The 17,141-nt window shown below is 59.2% G+C and carries 14 protein-coding genes; 8 read left to right on the top strand and 6 right to left on the bottom strand.

Annotation, left to right across the window (positions count from 1 at the left end):
• Nucleotides 1-26 precede the first annotated feature (26 nt).
• The 3 genes from AB4N84_RS06510 to AB4N84_RS06500 form a co-directional block, all read right to left on the bottom strand.
• Nucleotides 27-2,837 carry an FAD-binding and (Fe-S)-binding domain-containing protein gene (locus AB4N84_RS06510; RefSeq protein WP_460045661.1) on the bottom strand — a complete coding sequence of 937 codons (2,811 nt, stop codon included), beginning with the start codon at nucleotides 2,835-2,837 and terminating at the stop codon, nucleotides 27-29.
• Nucleotides 2,838-2,912: 75 nt separating this feature from the next.
• On the bottom strand, nucleotides 2,913-4,058 hold the full coding sequence (lldD, locus tag AB4N84_RS06505) for an FMN-dependent L-lactate dehydrogenase LldD (RefSeq protein WP_460045659.1): 1,146 nt from the start codon (nucleotides 4,056-4,058) through the stop codon (nucleotides 2,913-2,915).
• A gap of 68 nt (nucleotides 4,059-4,126) precedes the next feature.
• Nucleotides 4,127-5,824: a lactate permease LctP family transporter gene (locus tag AB4N84_RS06500; RefSeq protein WP_460045658.1), complete on the bottom strand. Its 1,698-nt coding sequence runs from the start codon at nucleotides 5,822-5,824 to the stop codon at nucleotides 4,127-4,129.
• A gap of 420 nt (nucleotides 5,825-6,244) precedes the next feature.
• On the opposite strand from AB4N84_RS06500, the gene AB4N84_RS06495 reads away from it, so the two are divergent.
• A complete protein-coding gene (locus AB4N84_RS06495; protein WP_460045657.1) occupies nucleotides 6,245-7,012 on the top strand; it encodes a GntR family transcriptional regulator in 768 nt (255 codons plus the stop codon).
• Between the two features lie 162 nt (nucleotides 7,013-7,174).
• On the opposite strand, the gene smpB is transcribed toward AB4N84_RS06495, so the two are convergent.
• Complete coding sequence (smpB, locus tag AB4N84_RS06490) at nucleotides 7,175-7,657, bottom strand: SsrA-binding protein SmpB (RefSeq protein WP_062389795.1); 483 nt, start codon at nucleotides 7,655-7,657, stop codon at nucleotides 7,175-7,177.
• 128 nt (nucleotides 7,658-7,785) lie between these two features.
• Between smpB and AB4N84_RS06485 the strand changes: the two genes are divergently transcribed.
• Genes AB4N84_RS06485 through AB4N84_RS06475 form a run of 3 tightly spaced genes read left to right on the top strand, consistent with a single transcriptional unit; the run spans nucleotide 7,786 to nucleotide 9,944 of the window.
• Nucleotides 7,786-9,189 (top strand): sodium-dependent transporter, encoded by a 1,404-nt coding sequence (locus AB4N84_RS06485; protein ID WP_460045655.1) that lies wholly within the window; start codon nucleotides 7,786-7,788, stop codon nucleotides 9,187-9,189.
• Nucleotides 9,190-9,196: 7 nt separating this feature from the next.
• Complete coding sequence (locus tag AB4N84_RS06480) at nucleotides 9,197-9,631, top strand: type II toxin-antitoxin system RatA family toxin (RefSeq protein WP_074756400.1); 435 nt, start codon at nucleotides 9,197-9,199, stop codon at nucleotides 9,629-9,631.
• Entirely contained in the window at nucleotides 9,624-9,944 is a 321-nt protein-coding gene (locus tag AB4N84_RS06475) for an RnfH family protein (protein WP_460045654.1), read from the top strand. Before AB4N84_RS06480 ends, AB4N84_RS06475 begins: the two co-directional genes overlap by 8 nt.
• Nucleotides 9,945-10,029: 85 nt before the next feature.
• On the opposite strand, the gene AB4N84_RS06470 is transcribed toward AB4N84_RS06475, so the two are convergent.
• Entirely contained in the window at nucleotides 10,030-10,554 is a 525-nt protein-coding gene (locus AB4N84_RS06470) for an outer membrane protein assembly factor BamE (protein ID WP_074756396.1), read from the bottom strand.
• Between the two features lie 98 nt (nucleotides 10,555-10,652).
• Between AB4N84_RS06470 and fur the strand changes: the two genes are divergently transcribed.
• Nucleotides 10,653-11,066: a ferric iron uptake transcriptional regulator gene (gene fur, locus AB4N84_RS06465; protein WP_346829045.1), complete on the top strand. Its 414-nt coding sequence runs from the start codon at nucleotides 10,653-10,655 to the stop codon at nucleotides 11,064-11,066.
• A 65-nt stretch (nucleotides 11,067-11,131) separates the two neighbouring features.
• Here the strand turns inward: fur and recN are convergent, their stop codons facing one another.
• Entirely contained in the window at nucleotides 11,132-12,805 is a 1,674-nt protein-coding gene (gene recN, locus AB4N84_RS06460; protein ID WP_460045653.1) for a DNA repair protein RecN, read from the bottom strand.
• A gap of 276 nt (nucleotides 12,806-13,081) precedes the next feature.
• On the opposite strand from recN, the gene grpE reads away from it, so the two are divergent.
• From grpE to dnaJ, 3 genes are all read left to right on the top strand, one after another.
• Complete coding sequence (gene grpE, locus AB4N84_RS06455) at nucleotides 13,082-13,648, top strand: nucleotide exchange factor GrpE (protein WP_074756390.1); 567 nt, start codon at nucleotides 13,082-13,084, stop codon at nucleotides 13,646-13,648.
• Nucleotides 13,649-13,753: 105 nt separating this feature from the next.
• On the top strand, nucleotides 13,754-15,670 hold the full coding sequence (dnaK, locus tag AB4N84_RS06450) for a molecular chaperone DnaK (protein ID WP_460045652.1): 1,917 nt from the start codon (nucleotides 13,754-13,756) through the stop codon (nucleotides 15,668-15,670).
• Between the two features lie 337 nt (nucleotides 15,671-16,007).
• The gene (dnaJ, locus tag AB4N84_RS06445) at nucleotides 16,008-17,138 is read left to right on the top strand and encodes a molecular chaperone DnaJ (RefSeq protein WP_074756386.1); all 1,131 of its coding nucleotides are present in this window, start codon (nucleotides 16,008-16,010) and stop codon (nucleotides 17,136-17,138) included.
• Nucleotides 17,139-17,141 lie beyond the last annotated feature (3 nt).

Here is a 17,141-nt window from a genome sequence, read left to right as displayed (position 1 = left end):
AGCGAAAATCGCTCCATATGAATGCATCAAGCGGTTCTTGGCCGGGTCACGCGGTCAACGAGGTACACGAGCCCGTGGTAGTCGATTTCGCCGTGTTGTGTCAGGCCGATTTCACAGGTGCGGCTGGTGGAGATGCCCTCGCTGCAGTACTGCACGGCATCCTTCAAGGTGCGTAACGAGTGGGCATTGAGCTCGGGCGTGGTGAAGCCTTTGTCGCCTGCGAACCCACAGCAATGGATGCCTTCGGGAATCACGACGTTGACGCTGCACAGCCGCGCCAGTTCGATCAGCGCCTGGCTTTCGCCGAGGTGTTGAGTGCTGCACGTGACGTGAACCGCGATGGCTTCCTGCTGAGGTGTGAACACCAGTTTGTCGAGCAGATGTGTGCGGATGAAACGCACCGGATCGTAGAGGTCGAGGCGGGTGTCCTTCAGGTCCTGGACCAGTCGAAGCGTGCAGGGACTGGTGTCGCAGTAGATCGGGTCGAGGCCTCCGCGACTGGCTTTGGTCAGCGCCGCCAGCAGTTGCTGACGCTTCTCTTCGGCTTGCGCTGCGTAACCTTTGGAGGCGAAAGGCTGGCCGCAGCACAGGCTGTCCTGATCATCGGGGAACACCACTTGGTAACCGGCTTTTTCCAGCAGGCCACGGGTTTTGTCCATCAGGGACATCTGTTCGTGATCCGCGGCTGCCGGGCCCATGACCCGTGAGACACATGCGGCGAGGTAGACCACACGCGGGCGTTGATCGTCGACCGGTGGATTGAAGCGAATGGCGTTTTCCGGCTGGGGCATGGCGGGTGTCCACAGCGGGACACGACCCGAAGAGGCCTTGGTCAGCGCAGCGGAAATCTTCGCCAGTCTCGGCGCACCCAACAACATGCGGGCGCCGTTCGCGGCATGCAGGGTAAAGCGCGCGCCTTTGAGCGCCGTTGTGAAGTGATGCGCCAGCCAGTCGGCGGTCGTGCCGTGCGTGGCTTCTTGTCCCCGCAGCTTTTTCACCAGCTCCCCGGTGTTGATACCGACTGGGCACCGCTGTGCGCACAACCCGGTGGCGGCGCAGGTCTCGATGCCCTGGTAGTGATAATCACGCTCAAGGTCGGTGGTGTCGGTGCCGGCTCGTTTTTTGGCCTGGATGTCGCGCCATATCACGATGCGCTGGCGCGGGCTCAGGGTCAGCCCTTTGGACGGGCAAACCGGCTCACAGAAACCGCATTCGATGCATTTGTCGACGATGGCGTCGGCAGCCGGCATCGGCTTGAGGTGCTTGAGGTGGATCTGCGGGTCTTCACTGAGCACCACGTCAGGGTTGAGGATGCCGTTGGGGTCGAGCACGCGCTTGAGTTGCCACATCAATTGATAGGCGTCACTGCCCCACTCGAGCTCCACGAACGGCGCCATGTTGCGCCCGGTGCCGTGTTCAGCCTTGAGCGAACCGTTGAATTCCACGGCAACCAGTTGTGTTACATCGTCCATGAAGGCCGAGTAGCGGGCGATTTCTTCGGGGTCGTTGAAGCCTTGGGTGAAGACGAAGTGCAGATTGCCCTCCAGTGCGTGGCCGAACAGGATGGCTTCGTCGTAGTGATGCTTTTCGAACAGCTCGATCAGACGTCGCACGCCAATCGCCAGTTGTTCGACGGGAAAGGTGACGTCCTCGATGATTACCGTGGTGCCGGTTTCGCGCACGGCGCCGACGGCGGGGAATGTGTCTTTGCGGATGGCCCACAGCCGCGCGTTTTCAGCGGGGTCTTCAGTGAAGTCCACCTGCTTTTCCACCGGGAAGTGCGCGATCGACGCCATGATCTGCGCCAGTTGTTCGTGCAGCAGAGGCTGCGTGGCCGCCCGGGCTTCGATCAGCAGCGCGCAGGCGTTTTCCGACAGCTCTCGTACGAAGACGGGCATGCCCGGTTTGTTCTGCACCGAGCGCATGCTACGGCGGTCGAGCAGTTCGACGGCAGAGACCGGCTGGGTTTTCAGCACGGTGACGGCGTTGCAGCAGGTTTCCACATCTGGAAACACAATCAGCGCGGAGGCCTTGTTCGGGTGATCGAGCACAGTGTCGTAGGTCACTGCGCTGATGAACCCAAGGGTGCCTTCGGAACCGACCAGCAAATGGCTGAGGATATCCAGCGGCTCTTCAAAGTCGACCAGGGCGTTCAGAGACAAACCGGTGGTGTTTTTCAGGCGGTATTTGTGGCGAATCTTTGCGGCGAGTTCGGGGTTGGCGCGGGTCTCGCGACCCAGCTCACGCAGACGCTCGAGCAGCGTGCGGTGACTGGCGCGGAACGCGGCGACGCTCTGGGCGTCTTCGGTGTCGATGCGTGTGCCGTCGGCCAGCACCAGGCGAATGCCTGCCAGCGTGTGATACGTGTTTTGCGCCGTGCCGCAGCACATGCCGCTGGAGTTGTTGGCGACGATCCCGCCAATCTTCGCGGCGTTGATGGAGGCCGGGTCAGGTCCGATCTTGCGTCCGAACGGTGCCAGCCAGGCATTGGCCTGTGCGCCGATCACGCCTGGTTGCAGGCGAATCTGTTCGCCTTCGCGACGGACTTCGCGCCCGTTCCAGTTATCGCCGAGGACGATCAGCACCGAGTCGCTGATGGCCTGGCCCGAGAGGCTGGTCCCCGCCGCACGAAACGTCACGGGAACCCGGTCGACTTGCGCCAGCTTGAGCAGCGTGACCACTTCCTCTTCGGATTCGACGCGGATCACCAGTTTGGGGATCAGCCGGTAAAAGCTGGCGTCGGTGCCGAAGGCGAGCGTCGACAGCGGGTCGTCGAAACGGCGGTCGGCAGGAATCAGGCGCTTCACATCGTCCAGAAACGAGGCGGGCAGGCTCATACGGTCTTCCTCACGGGGTCATCTTCATGGCGCCGCGGCATCTGGCGTGCCGCGTGCGTTTTCTACAGCGTGCGCTCAGGCGCCGAGCTCGCGAACCAGTGAGTCGCGGGTGATTTCGCTGACGGATTTGGCGCCTGTCAGCACCATGGCTACGCGCATTTCCTTTTCGAACAGTTCGAGCAAATGCTTCACGCCTGCTTCGCCGTGGGTGGCGAGGGCGTAAATGAACGCGCGGCCGATCAGCACGGCGTCGGCGCCCATGGCAATCATGCGCACCACGTCCAGGCCGCTGCGAATGCCGGAGTCGGCGAGGATCTTGATCTCGCCTTTTACGGCGTCGGCGATGGCGGGCAAGGCACGGGCGCTGGACAGCACGCCGTCGAGCTGGCGGCCGCCGTGGTTGGAGACAACGATGCCGTCCGCGCCGAATTTCACGGCGTCGCGGGCGTCTTCGGGGTCAAGGATGCCTTTGATGATCATCGGGCCGTCCCAGAATTCGCGAATCCATTCCAGGTCTTTCCAGGAAATCGAAGGATCGAAATTGTTACCGAGCCAGGCGATGTAATCCGTCAGGCCGGTGGGGTTGCCGCGGTAGGCCGACACGTTGCCCAGATCGTGCGGGCGGCCGTTCACGCCCACATCCCAGGCCCATTGTGGATGGGTCATGGCCTGCAGGACACGGCGGATCGGGCCGTTTTTGCCGCTCATGCCGGAGTGCAGGTCGCGATAGCGGGCGCCAGGCACCGGCATGTCGACGGTGAACACCAGCGTCTTGACCCCGGCGGCTTTGGCGCGCTCCAAAGCATTGCGCATGAAGCCGCGATCCTTGAGGACGTAAAGCTGGAACCACATCGGCCGGTCGATGGCCGGGGCGACTTCTTCGATCGGGCAGAGCGAGACGGTCGACAGCGTGAAGGGAATCCCTTTGGACGCCGCAGCGCGAGCCGCCTGCACTTCGCCACGGCGAGCGTACATGCCGCACAGACCGACCGGCGCCAGTATCACGGGCATGCTCAGGGTTTCATCGAACAGCCGGGTTTCAAGGCTGAGCTCGGACATGTTCTTCAGCACGCGCTGGCGCAAGGCGATTTCGGACAGGTCCGAGACGTTGTGGCGCAGGGTGTGTTCGGCGTACGCGCCACCGTCGGCGTAATGAAAGAGAAACGGAGGCAGCTTGCGTTGCGCAGCGGCACGATAATCGGTGGAGGCAGAAATGATCATGGGGTCTCGCAACATTGAGTGAGCGGGGCAACGCCGGGTGCGCGTGAGCACACCCGGCGCTCGTCTCGTTAATGAACCAGCATGCCGGTCAGCCAGTACGCCTGGACGTAGGTGATGCAGCCCACGATGGCCGCGAAGAAGATGCTGTGCTTGAGCGTGAAGCGGAACAGGTCCGATTCCTTGCCGACCAGACCGGTCGCGGCGCAAGCCACGGCGATCGATTGCGGGGAGATCATCTTGCCGGTCACGCCGCCGCTGGAGTTGGCGGCAACCATCAGCACGTCACTGACGCCCAACTGGTGCGCGGTGGTCGCTTGCAGCGAGCCGAACAAGGCGTTGGACGAGGTGTCGGAACCGGTCAGGAACACACCGAGCCAGCCAAGGAAGGGCGAGAAGAACGGGAATGCTGAACCCGTACCGGCCAGAACCAACGCCAGTGTCGAGGACATGCCCGAGTAGTTCATGACGAAGGCGAAGGCCAGCACCATGCCGATGGACACGATGGCCCAGCGCAGTTCGAACAGGGTCTCTTTAAAAGTGGTAAGACCAGTTTTGACGCCGATTCGCAGCACGATCATCGCCAGAATCGCCGAGATCAGAATGGCGCTGCCGGAGGCTGCCAGCAGGTCGAACTTGTACACAGCAGGCATGGCCGTCGCTGTTGCAACGATCGGTGCGCCTTTCATGACCAGTTGATCCAGGTGTGGAACCGGGAAGTTCATGGTCAGCGAGGCCAGTGGACCACCTGCAGCGAAGAGGGCCTTGAACGGCTTCAAGGTCCAGATCGTTACGATGACGGTCAGAATCAGGAACGGTGACCAGGCCTTGAGGATGACGCCGGCGGAGTACGGGGATTTTTTGGTGGTGCGTGGCTGACCGAAGCCGCCAGGACCGCCGCCCATCACGACTGCACCGCCACCTGCGCTCGCCACTTGCGCGTCGGTTGCGCGGGCGGGTTGCCAGACTTTCAGGAAGAAGGTCAGGGACACGAGGCTGACCAATGCCGAGGTAATGTCAGGCAGTTCCGGGCCAATGTAGTTGGAGGTCAGGAATTGCACGACGGCGAAGCTGCCGCCAGCCACCAGCGCGGCGGGCCAGGTTTCCTTCACGCCTTTCACGCCGTCCATCATGAACATCAGCCAGAACGGCACGAAGACCGACAGCAGCGGCAGTTGACGGCCCGCCATTGCGCCGATCTTGAATGCGTCGATGCCAGAGACCTGGCCAGCGACGATGATCGGAATTCCCAGTGCGCCGAACGCGACTGGCGCGGTGTTGGCGATCAGGCACAAGCCTGCTGCGTACAGGGGGTTCAACCCCAGGCCTACCAACAAGGCTGCCGTGATCGCGACCGGCGCACCGAAGCCTGCCGCACCTTCCAGGAAGGCGCCGAAGCAGAATCCAATCAGCAAGACCTGTATGCGTTGGTCGTCAGTGATCGACATGACCGAGCTGCGGATGATCTCGAACTGGCCGCTCTTGACCGTCAGTTTGTAGAGGAACACCGCCGCAACGATGATCCACGCAATTGGCCACAAGCCGTAAAGGAATCCATAGGCCGCCGAAGCAACCGCCATGTCCGCAGGCATCTGAAACGCGAAGATCGCGATCAGGACGGCAAGCAACAGGGTGATGGCGCCTGCAACATGGCCTTTGAGCCGGAATACGGCCAGGGCGAGGAAGAAGAACACGATGGGAACGACTGCAGCGAGTGCCGATAGGCCCAGGCTGCCGAGAGGTGTGTAGAGCTGTTGCCAGGTTTGCATGTATGAGGCCCCTAATTGTTGTTGGTTAGGCCCGGTGTCCATGTCGTACGTGCGCTGCTCCTGCAGGGGACAACTGCATGTCTGTCGTCCTGCCGGTGCTGACGAACGAAGTCGCACAGCTCACCAGCTCAAGCGTTCCGCCGTCGCGAATTGCTTGCGGCGTGTCGTGGAGGATGACCACTAGTCGCCGGCATTCATAAATTGGTAATACCAATTTACAATGTCTTGTCGCTAGGTTAAAAGCCTTGGCATTGGTGTGTCAATTTAAGCCGTTAGAACTTTTGTAGCACTTATCTGGGTTTTCGCCTGAATCGGAGATTTGTCCTACATCTGCTGGGTGAATGTCTGATCACAATCAGCGAGAATAATCGCCCCCCGCAGTCGTGTCGGACGGGGCAGCTGAGGATGTGGAGAAAGGGGATGGGCTTCGATCAGGTGCGTCAGCGCCGTTTGTCAGACGATATTGTCGAACAGCTCGAGAGGATGATTCTCGAAGGCACGCTGCGGGCGGGTGAACGTCTGCCGGCGGAGCGTACGCTGGCCGAGCAGTTCGGTGTGTCGCGCCCGTCCCTGCGTGAAGCGATTCAGAAGCTCACTGCCAAAGGGTTGCTGATCAGTCGTCAGGGTGGCGGCAATTATGTGGTGGAAAGTCTGGGGTCTACCTTCAGCGATCCGTTGCTGCACCTTTTGGAAAGCAGCTCCGATGCGCAACGCGACCTGCTGGAGTTTCGGCACACCCTCGAAGCGTCCTGTGCTTACTACGCCGCGATCCGCGCGACGGACGTCGACCGTGCACGGCTGCGCGAGGCCTTTGACGCCTTGCAGGATTGCTACGCGCGGGTCGATGAGGTGAGTCGTGCGGAGGAGGGCGCGGCCGATGCGAATTTCCACCTGGCGATTGCCGAAGCCAGCCACAACGCGGTGCTGCTGCACACCATTCGCGGGCTGTTCGATCTGTTGCGGCGCAATGTCGTGACCAACATCGGCGGTATGTACAAACAACGCTCCGAGACGCGCGACATGCTGATCAGTCAGCACCGTGAGCTGTATCTGGCGATTATCGAAGGTCGGGCGGACGATGCCCGGGAAGTGTCCAGTCGACATCTGTTGTACGTGCAGGAAGTGCTGGAAGAGGTGCGTCAGCAGGTGCAGCGCACGGCGCGGGCCGAACGGCGTAACGGGATTTGACGCAAATGCCTGCGGTGAACTGAAACCTGTGGGAGCGAATTCATTCGCGAAAAATCTGCGAGGCGCTAGACAGTTGCCGCCTGTACTGGCCATTCGCGAATAAATTCGCTCCCACAGTTGATCTGTGTCCGTCAGGCGCGCATCGCCACGCCTTCGAAAGAATCAGTCTTCCTTGCCTTTGTTCCGCACAGCGCGTTGCAGCTCGCGATTGGAGTCGCGTTCGCGCTCGGTATCACGCTTGTCGTATTCCTTCTTGCCTTTACCCAGAGCGATTTCGCACTTGATCAAGTGCGCTTTCCAGTAAAGGGCAAGGGCGACCGCGGTGTACCCTTTTTGCGCAACGGCGGCGTTGAGCCTTTCCAGCTCGCGCTTGTTGAGCAGCAGTTTACGGGTGCGTGTCGGGTCAGCGATGACGTGGGTACTGGCTGTCGTCAACGGCGTGATGTGGCTACCCATCAGCCAGGCCTCACCGTCCTTGAGCAGCACGTAACTGTCCACCAGCTGCACCTTGTTGGCACGCAGGCTTTTTACTTCCCAACCGGCCAGGACCAGACCGGCCTCGAACTTGTGTTCGATGAAGTAATCGTGACGCGCCTTTTTATTTTGCGCGATGGTCCCTGTGGGATGTTTCTTGAGCTTAGCCATAGGCGACGCATTATAGGGATCAACGGTGCTCTCGGCTATGGGCTCGGCAACGTGAAGCAGTGTGCTTGAGCACGTTGAGTGAATCCCGGACAATGCCCGATCTTTTTTGCGTGTTGGACGTGTCAACGATGTCGACGGACAAGGTTTCGGTTCACGGCAGCTGGGCGAGCCGCTGGGTGTTTATCCTGGCTGCCACCGGCTCGGCCGTGGGGTTGGGAAGCATATGGAAATTCCCCTACATGGTCGGCGTCTATGGCGGCGGTGCGTTCGTGCTGGTGTTCCTGGCGTGCATCGCGTTGATCGGCATTCCGGTGATGATGGCCGAAACCCTGATCGGCCGTCGTGCCCGCCAAAGTCCGGCCAATGCCCTGAAGGTGCTGGCGCTGGAGGTGGGGCATTCGAGCAAATGGTCGTGGGGCGCATTTGCCGGAATGATCACCGCGCTGCTGATTCTTTCTTTTTATAGCGTCGTCGGTGGCTGGTCGCTCGAATACATCATCGATGTCGGGAAGGGTGATTTTCAGGCCGTCACGCCCGATGGCGTAGGGGCGTTCTTCGGCGAGTTGATCGCCGACCCGTGGCGTCTGGTGGCATGGCACACGCTGTTCATGCTGCTGTCGGCAATCACCATCGCCAAGGGCGTCAATGCCGGTCTTGAGCGCAGCCTGCGAATCCTGATGCCGCTGCTGTTCGTGCTGATGGTGATTCTGCTGGGCTACAGCCTGACCACCGGGCACTTCATGGAAGGCGTGCATTTCATGTTCGACTTCACGCCTGAGAAGCTCCTCGACGGGTTGCTGCCTGCCATGGGGCACGCGTTCTTTTCGCTGAGCGTCGGTGTCGGTTCGATCATGATTTATGGCGCCTACATGACCAAAGAGGCTTCGATTAGCGCGACGGTTGTCGGTGTGGCGCTGCTGGATACCTTTGTTTCGTTGCTGGCCGGTCTGGCATTGTTTCCGATTGTGTTTGCGGCAGGTCTGAATCCGAGTGAAGGCCCGGGCCTGATGTTTGTCACCTTGCCTTACGCGTTTGGTAACGTAGCGTTCGGCACGGTCATGGGCGTGGTCTTCTTCATCCTCGTCGCCGTGGCGGCGTGGAGTTCGGCGATCTCGCTCCTGGAGCCGATGGTTGCCTACCTGGTAGAGCGCACCAAGGTGCGTCGTGGCTGGGTGACCTTCTGGCTGTCGTTCATCTGCTGGTTTGTGGGGCTGGGAACGGTGTTCTCGTTCAACATCTGGAAGCAGGCCAAATTTTTCGTGAACGAAGGCGGCGCGTTTCATCTCTACCAGTGGGGCGCGACGGCTGGCCTGGATTTCTTCGGCGTGATCGATTTCTTCACGTCGCGGATCATGCTGCCGCTGGGTGGATTGTGCTTTGTGATTTTCGCGGGTTGGGTGATGGGCCGTGAAGCCGTGCGCGACGAGTTGTCGGTACGCAGTCCGGTTCTGTTCGCTCTAACGTTTTTTTTGATGCGCTATGTGGCGCCGATCGGCATTCTGATTGTGTTTGCCGCTCAGCTTTGGAAATGACGCTGACATGACTACGCATATTCAACGTTCGGCCCTGTTGCCGTATCCCGCTCAGGCGCTGTACGACCTGGTCAACGACGTGGCTCGTTACTCCGAGTTCCTGCCCTGGTGCTCCGGCGCCACGGTGCTGGAGCAGAGCGATACGATGATGCGCGCTCGCGTCGAGGTGGCCAAAGGTGGTCTGAGTCAGCATTTCGTGACACGCAACACGCTGACGCCTGGGCAGATGATCGAGATGAATTTGGAAGAGGGGCCGTTCAGTCAACTGCATGGCATCTGGACTTTCAAGGCGCTGGGCGAGAAGGCCTGCAAGATCAGCCTGGATCTGTCCTTCGATTATTCCGGCTCCATCGTGCGTGCCACGCTGGGCCCGTTGTTCAATCAGGCAGCCAACACCTTGGTTGATGCGTTCTGCCAGCGCGCTAAAGAGTTGCATGTCTGAGGTGATGATCAACGTCGAGGTGGTGTACGCCGCTGTTGATCGTCAGGAGCTGCTCAAGATTGAGGTGCCCGCGGGTACTACGGTGTCGGGCGCCGTGACGGCCTCCGGCATCGCTGAGCGCTTCGCGGATGTCCAGCTCGATCAATGTGCGCTTGGGATATTTGGCAAGGTGATCCCCGATCCCTCAGTGCGTCGAGTGGAAGAGGGCGATCGGGTCGAAATTTACCGCCCGCTTTTGGTGGATCCCAAAGAAGTGCGGCGATTGCGCGCGGAGAAGGCGGCCAAAGCGAAAAAAGCGCAAAAACCGATTTAACTTTTTCCTCGGCTCGATTGAGAGGCATAAAAAAGCCCGGCATTGCCGGGTTTTTTTTGCAGCTGCTTTTGGCAGCCCGCGAGGATCAGCGTGGATTGGTATCCAGCGGTTCCTGAGTCGGGACCGGAACGGTTTCGACCTTGTCGACGTCGTTCTGGATCTGCTCGAGCAGGGAGCCAGGTTTTGGCGGCTCTTCCTTCGGCTGCTGTTCCCCTTTGTTTTCGGGGGTAGTCGTCGTATCGCTGCTCTTGCCAAGGATGGCTTCGTCGCGGCTCACGCCCGGTTTGAAGTCACCGGACAGGCTCGCCAGCTGATCGTTACCATTGAAGATCAGGCTGATGCGTTCCTGTTGGCGTTCACCGCCACCGGGCTGCAGGCTGTACAGGTAGTCCCAGCGATCAGGGTGGAAGGTATCGGCCAACAGGGGATTGCCCATGATAAACCTTACTTGCCGACGGGTCATTCCGGGCCGTAACTGGTCTATCATGTCCTGCGTGACGACATTGCCCTGTTGGATGTCGATTTTATAAACCCCGGGGAATGAACAACCGGCGAGTGCGAGCAGTCCCACGAAGGTGAAACTGGTTAGCAAGAGCTTGGTGTTTTGCATCGGTGGGCGACTTCCACTATCTTGGCTGGGACAACGTAAACCCCGATCATACCTGCATTAAGAGAAGCTGCGAAGCAGCGTCTGCGAGAAAGCTGACCATGGTTGAAAATAGCGAACTACGCAAAGCTGGACTTAAAGTGACCCTGCCACGGGTCAAGATCCTTCAAATGCTCGATTCTGCAGAGCAGCGCCACATGAGCGCGGAGGACGTCTACAAGGCACTTATGGAGGCCAACGAAGACGTCGGTCTGGCAACGGTTTACCGTGTTTTGACTCAGTTCGAAGCAGCCGGGTTGGTGGTTCGCCACAACTTCGACGGCGGTCATGCCGTGTTTGAGCTTGCCGATGGAGGCCACCACGACCATATGGTCAACGTGGAGTCCGGTGAGGTGATCGAGTTCTTCGACGAAGAAATCGAGAAACTGCAAAAAGCCATTGTGACCAAGCACGGTTTCGAGCTGGTGGATCACAATCTGGTGCTTTACGTACGCAAGAAAGAGAAGCTGGACTGAGTCTTTTTCGGATACACAAAAAAGGCGACCCTCGGGTCGCCTTTTTTGGTTCAGGCACGCTGTTTTCAGGATTTGGCGGTAATCACCATCTTTTTCGCGTGGGCCAGGGACTCCTTGGTCAGGTCGATCCCTCCCAGCATCCTCGCCACTTCTTCTACGCGCTCACTCTTGCTCAGTTTGGAAACGGCGGTGCGCGTCACGTCTTCCTCGCGAACCTTGTGCACGAACAGATGCTGATGCCCCTGCGCGGCGACCTGCGGCAAATGCGTGACGGTCATGACCTGGCCACGCTCACCGAGCCTGCGCAGCAGCTGCCCGACGATTTCCGCAGTTGGGCCGCCGATGCCGACGTCGACTTCGTCAAAGACCAGTGTGGGCACGCGTGAGGTCTGCGCGGTAATGACCTGAATCGCCAGACTGATCCGGGAGAGTTCACCGCCTGAAGCCACTTTGGCCAGTGCCTTGAGCGGTTGCCCCGGGTTGGCGCTGACCAGTAGCTCCACCTGTTCAAGGCCGTGAGGTGACAGTTCCTTCTCCGCGTTTTCACGCAATTCGATATTGAAGCGACCCCCCGGCATGCCCAGTCGCTGAATTTCATGCTCCACGGCATGGGCCAGTTCAGGGGCTGCACGATGGCGAAGGTCGCTCAGTTCGCGGGCCTTTTCCTGATAGTGGCGGGCATATGAGCCAAGTTCGTGCTCAAGGCGCTCGATGGCTTCGTCATTGGCGTTCAGCGTTTCGATCTCATCCAGCAGCTTCTGATGCAATGCCGGTACGTCGGTTGGCTGAACCCGGTGTTTGCGCGCGAGCGTGTAAATGGTGTCGAGCCGCTCTTCGATCTGTTGCAGGCGTGCGGGGTCGGCTTCAAAACGATCCAGGAAGCGATTGATTTCGCCGACGGCTTCTTCCACCTGAATCTGTGCGCTGGAAAGCAGGTTGGTCGCTTCATTCAGCGCGTCTGGCGAGTTGTTTACGCTGGTCAACCGGTTGAGGCTGGCGGTCAGGGCATTCAGTGCGTTGCCTGAATCGCTCTCGCTGCACAGTTCGACGACTTGCCGGCAGATGCCCAGCAGGCTTTCTGCATTGGTCAGCGTGGTGTGTTCCTGCTCCAGATGTTCGAGCTCGTTCTCGCCCAGGCTCAGGCTTTCGAGTTCTTCCAGCTGATAGCTCAACAGTTGGTGCTTGGCGCGCTGTTCGTCCCCGGAGTTGGACAGTCGTTCAAGCTCCTGGCGAGTCTGGCGCCAGCGTTGAGCGGCCAGCTGCACTTGGCGGGCGAGGTCGGTGGCGCCCGCATATTCGTCCAGCAACCGACGATGAGTGTCGGTCTTGAGCAGCGACTGATGCTCGTGCTGGCTATGGATATCGATCAGCAATTCACCCAGCGCTTTAAGATCGCCCTGTGGGCACGGCGTGCCGTTTATATAAGAACGCGAACGGCCTTCGGCGGTGATGACCCTGCGAAGAATGCAGGGGCCGTCGGTTTCGAGGTCGCGTTCCTTGAGCCAGGCGTCTGCTTCCGGGATGTCGGACACATCGAACGTCGCCAGAATGTCAGCCTTGTCGGCGCCCGGTCGTACTACGCCGCTGTCGGCACGATCACCCAGCGTCAGGCCGAGCGCGTCGAGCATGATCGACTTGCCGGCACCGGTTTCACCGGTTATCACGCTCATGCCGCGATCCAGTTCCAGATCGAGATGTTCAACGATGGCGTAGTTATGTATGGACAGGTGCACCAGCATACGGGCGGCTCCCAAGCGATTTGTCTGGTTATTTATACAGTGTTTTGCTTTGGGCTGACAATGCCCGGCCTTAGCTCGATTTGGCAGGGTCCCGGTATTTCTTAGCACCATTGGCGAGTTTTAGTGAGCGCGATCACGAAACGCATCATGTCGGAATATTTGTAGGGTTATTCGCCCCATCCTGCATCGAAACCCCTTGAAGCCGAAAATTAAGGCCCCATATAGCCGGGCAGAAGCGTGAGTTCTGCTCACGGACGTAATTAGAAGGAGAAAACTATGGCTGACGAACAGAACCCGGATACGCAGGCTCAGGATCAGGCTGCAGGCGCGGCGAATTCCGGAGAAGATTTGGCAACGCGTGTGCAGGTGCTGGAAGAGCAACTGGCTGCGGCACAGGACCAGTCTCTGCGTGTCGCTGCGGATCTGCAAAACGTCCGCCGCCGCGCTGAGCAGGACGTGGAAAAGGCTCATAAATTCGCGCTGGAGAAGTTCGCTGGCGATCTGCTGCCGATCGTCGACAGCCTGGAGCGTGGTCTGGACCTGTCCAACCCGGATGACGAGAGCATCCGTCCGATGCGTGAAGGCATCGAGCTGACCCTGAAGATGTTTGCGGACACCCTCAAGCGTTATCACCTGGAAGCCATCGACCCGCACGGTCAGCCGTTCAACGCTGAGCATCACCAGGCAATGGCGATGCAGGAAAGCGCAGACGTCGAGCCGAACAGTGTCCTGAAGGTGTTCCAGAAGGGTTATCAGCTTAACGGCCGTCTACTGCGCCCGGCCATGGTCGTGGTCAGCAAGGCGCCGTCGCCTGTTGCACCGTCAATTGACGAGCAGGCTTGAAATCAGCTGAGTGGCCCCCATTTACAGGCCATGCGTTTAAAGAATTACCGCAATTTGTAAACGCAGTTGCGGCAACCTAATTAAAAAGTTTCGGGAGAGTCAAAGATGGGCAAGATTATCGGTATCGACCTGGGGACCACCAACTCCTGCGTCTCCATTCTGGAAAACGGTAACGTCAAGGTTATCGAGAACGCTGAAGGTGCGCGTACCACGCCTTCGATCATTGCGTACGCTAACGATGGCGAAATCCTGGTCGGTCAGTCGGCCAAACGTCAGGCGGTCACCAACCCGCACAACACTCTTTACGCGGTAAAGCGTCTGATCGGTCGCCGCTTCGAAGAAGAAGTCGTACAGAAAGACATTAAAATGGTCCCTTACAAAATCGCCAAGGCTGACAACGGTGATGCCTGGGTTGAAGTGAACGGCCAGAAAATGTCTCCGCCTCAGATTTCTGCGGAAATCCTGAAGAAGATGAAGAAAACCGCCGAAGACTACTTGGGCGAGACTGTGACTGAAGCGGTCATCACCGTTCCGGCCTACTTCAACGACAGCCAGCGTCAGGCAACCAAAGACGCCGGCCGCATTGCGGGTCTGGACGTAAAACGCATCATCAACGAACCGACCGCAGCTGCTCTGGCTTACGGTATGGACAAAGCGAAGGGCGATCACACCGTCATCGTTTACGACCTGGGTGGCGGTACTTTCGACGTGTCGGTCATCGAGATCGCTGAAGTCGACGGTGAGCACCAGTTCGAAGTGTTGGCCACCAACGGCGACACCTTCCTGGGTGGTGAGGACTTCGACATTCGTCTGATCGACTACCTCGTTGACGAATTCAAGAAAGAAAGCGGCATGAACCTCAAAGGTGACCCGCTGGCGATGCAGCGTCTGAAAGAAGCTGCTGAAAAAGCCAAGATCGAGCTGTCCTCGAGCCTGCAGACCGACGTTAACCTGCCGTACATCACTGCAGACGCCACCGGCCCTAAGCACTTGAACGTGAAGATCTCCCGCGCCAAGCTGGAATCGCTGGTGGAAGACCTGGTTCAGCGCACCATCGAGCCATGCCGTATCGCGCTGAAAGACGCCGGTATCGACATCAGCAAGATCAACGACGTGATTCTGGTCGGCGGTCAGACCCGTATGCCGCTGGTTCAGCAGCAGGTCACTGAGTTCTTCGGTAAGGAAGCTCGTAAAGACGTCAACCCGGACGAAGCGGTTGCCATGGGTGCTGCTATCCAGGGCGCGGTTCTGGCGGGCGACGTCAAAGACGTTCTGCTGCTGGACGTCAGCCCGTTGACCCTGGGTATCGAAACCATGGGCGGCGTGATGACTGCGCTCATCGAGAAAAACACCACGATTCCTACCAAGAAATCGCAGGTTTTCTCGACTGCCGATGATAACCAGAGCGCTGTGACCATTCACGTGCTGCAAGGCGAGCGTAAGCAAGCGGCTCAGAACAAGTCGCTGGGCAAGTTCGACCTGGCTGAGATTCCACCGGCTCCACGCGGTGTGCCTCAGATCGAAGTGACCTTCGACATCGACGCCAACGGCATTCTGCACGTCGGCGCGAAAGACAAGGCCACTGGCAAGACTCAGTCGATCGTGATCAAGGCCAACTCGGGTCTGTCCGAGGAAGAAATTCAGCAGATGATTCGTGATGCTGAAACAAACGCCGACGAAGACCGCAAGTTCGAAGAGCTGGCCTCTGCCCGTAACCAGGGTGATGCGCTGGTCCACTCGACTCGTAAAATGGTTGCTGACGCGGGTGACAAGGTCACTGCAGAAGAGAAGACCGCTATCGAAGCCGCTGTTGTTGCTCTGGAAGCGGCTGTCAAAGGCGACGACAAGGCTGCCATCGATGCGAAAGTCGAGGAGCTGTCGAAAGTCTCCGCGCCTGTTGCTCAGAAGATGTACGCCGAGCAGGCTGAAAAGCCTGAAGCCGGTGCTCAGGCTGCACAGGAAGAGCACAAGGCTGACGACGTTGTCGATGCCGAGTTCGAAGAAGTGAAAGAGAACAAGTGACAGGCCATTAACAGGCGCAGGCTCACTTGATCGCCGGTTGACCACTTTCGAGTGGTCGCTGGTAGGATGTCGCCGCGCGGGAGCTTGCTCCCGCGTTGGCGTGTCTGGAATACCCAAAATTTTAAGGCCTGCAAAGTTGCTTTGCGGGCTTTGTGGCAAAGCCGGGAGCTCCTGCAATCCGGCTTGTTCTGCCGCTTTTCTCGGTCGATCAAAGGCCGTTGAACCAAGACCAGGATCGTTGAATTGACGTGAGTTGGGTCCGGGCCTGAAAGGGGCTCAACGAGTTCGACAAGCTCAGGAGGGTTATGTCGGACGTCCTCAAGAGTGCAGAAAACTTATGTCAAAGCGTGATTATTACGAAGTATTGGGGGTGGAGCGCGGCTCCAGCGAGGCGGACCTGAAGAAGGCATACCGCCGTCTCGCGATGAAGTATCACCCTGACCGCAATCCGGGCGACAAAGCCTCGGAAGACGCCTTCAAGGAAGCCAACGAGGCTTACGAAGTGCTGTCCGACGCCAGCAAGCGTGCTGCGTACGATCAATACGGCCATGCCGGTGTGGATCAAGGCATGGGCGGTGGCGGTGCCGGTTTCGGCGGTGCGAACTTCTCCGACATTTTCGGCGATGTCTTCAGCGACTTCTTCGGCGGTGGTCGTGCAGGTGGCGGCGGTCGTGGCGGCGCTCAGCGTGGCAGCGACCTGCGTTACACCCTGGAACTGAACCTGGAAGAAGCCGTGCGCGGCACCACGGTCAGCATCCGCGTGCCGACGCTGGTCAATTGCAAACCGTGTGATGGCAGCGGCGCCAAGAAAGGCTCCTCGCCGGTGACGTGCCCGACGTGTGGCGGTATCGGTCAAGTGCGCATGCAGCAGGGCTTCTTCTCTGTTCAGCAGACCTGCCCGCGTTGCCACGGCAACGGCAAAATCATTTCCGACCCTTGCGACTCCTGCCATGGCGAAGGTCGCGTGGAAGAGTACAAGACGCTGTCGGTCAAGGTGCCTGCGGGTGTCGACACAGGCGACCGCATTCGTCTGTCGGGCGAAGGCGAGGCCGGTGTTCAGGGTGGCCCGACCGGCGATCTGTACGTGGTGATCAACGTGCGTGAGCACGCGATTTTCCAGCGCGATGGCAAGCACCTGTATTGCGAAGTGCCGATCAGCTTCACGGATGCAGCCTTGGGTGGCGAGCTTGAAGTGCCGACGCTGGATGGTCGCGTCAAGCTGAAGATTCCGGAAGGGACTCAGACCGGCAAGCAATTCCGTCTGCGCGGCAAGGGCGTTGCCCCCGTGCGTGGTGGCGGAGCAGGCGATTTGATGTGCCGCGTCGCGGTCGAAACCCCGGTCAATCTGGGGCGTCGTCAGCGTGAACTGCTCGAAGAATTCCGTGCATCGCTTGAAGGTGACAGCTCTCACTCGCCCAAAGCCAGTGGCTGGTTTGAAGGCGTGAAGCGTTTCTTCGGCGATCTCTAAGGA

This window comes from Pseudomonas sp. S2_H01, from assembly GCF_054668305.1.
The sequence above is the reverse complement of the archived record's forward strand: the minus strand, read 5'-3'. Positions and strand labels throughout refer to the sequence as shown.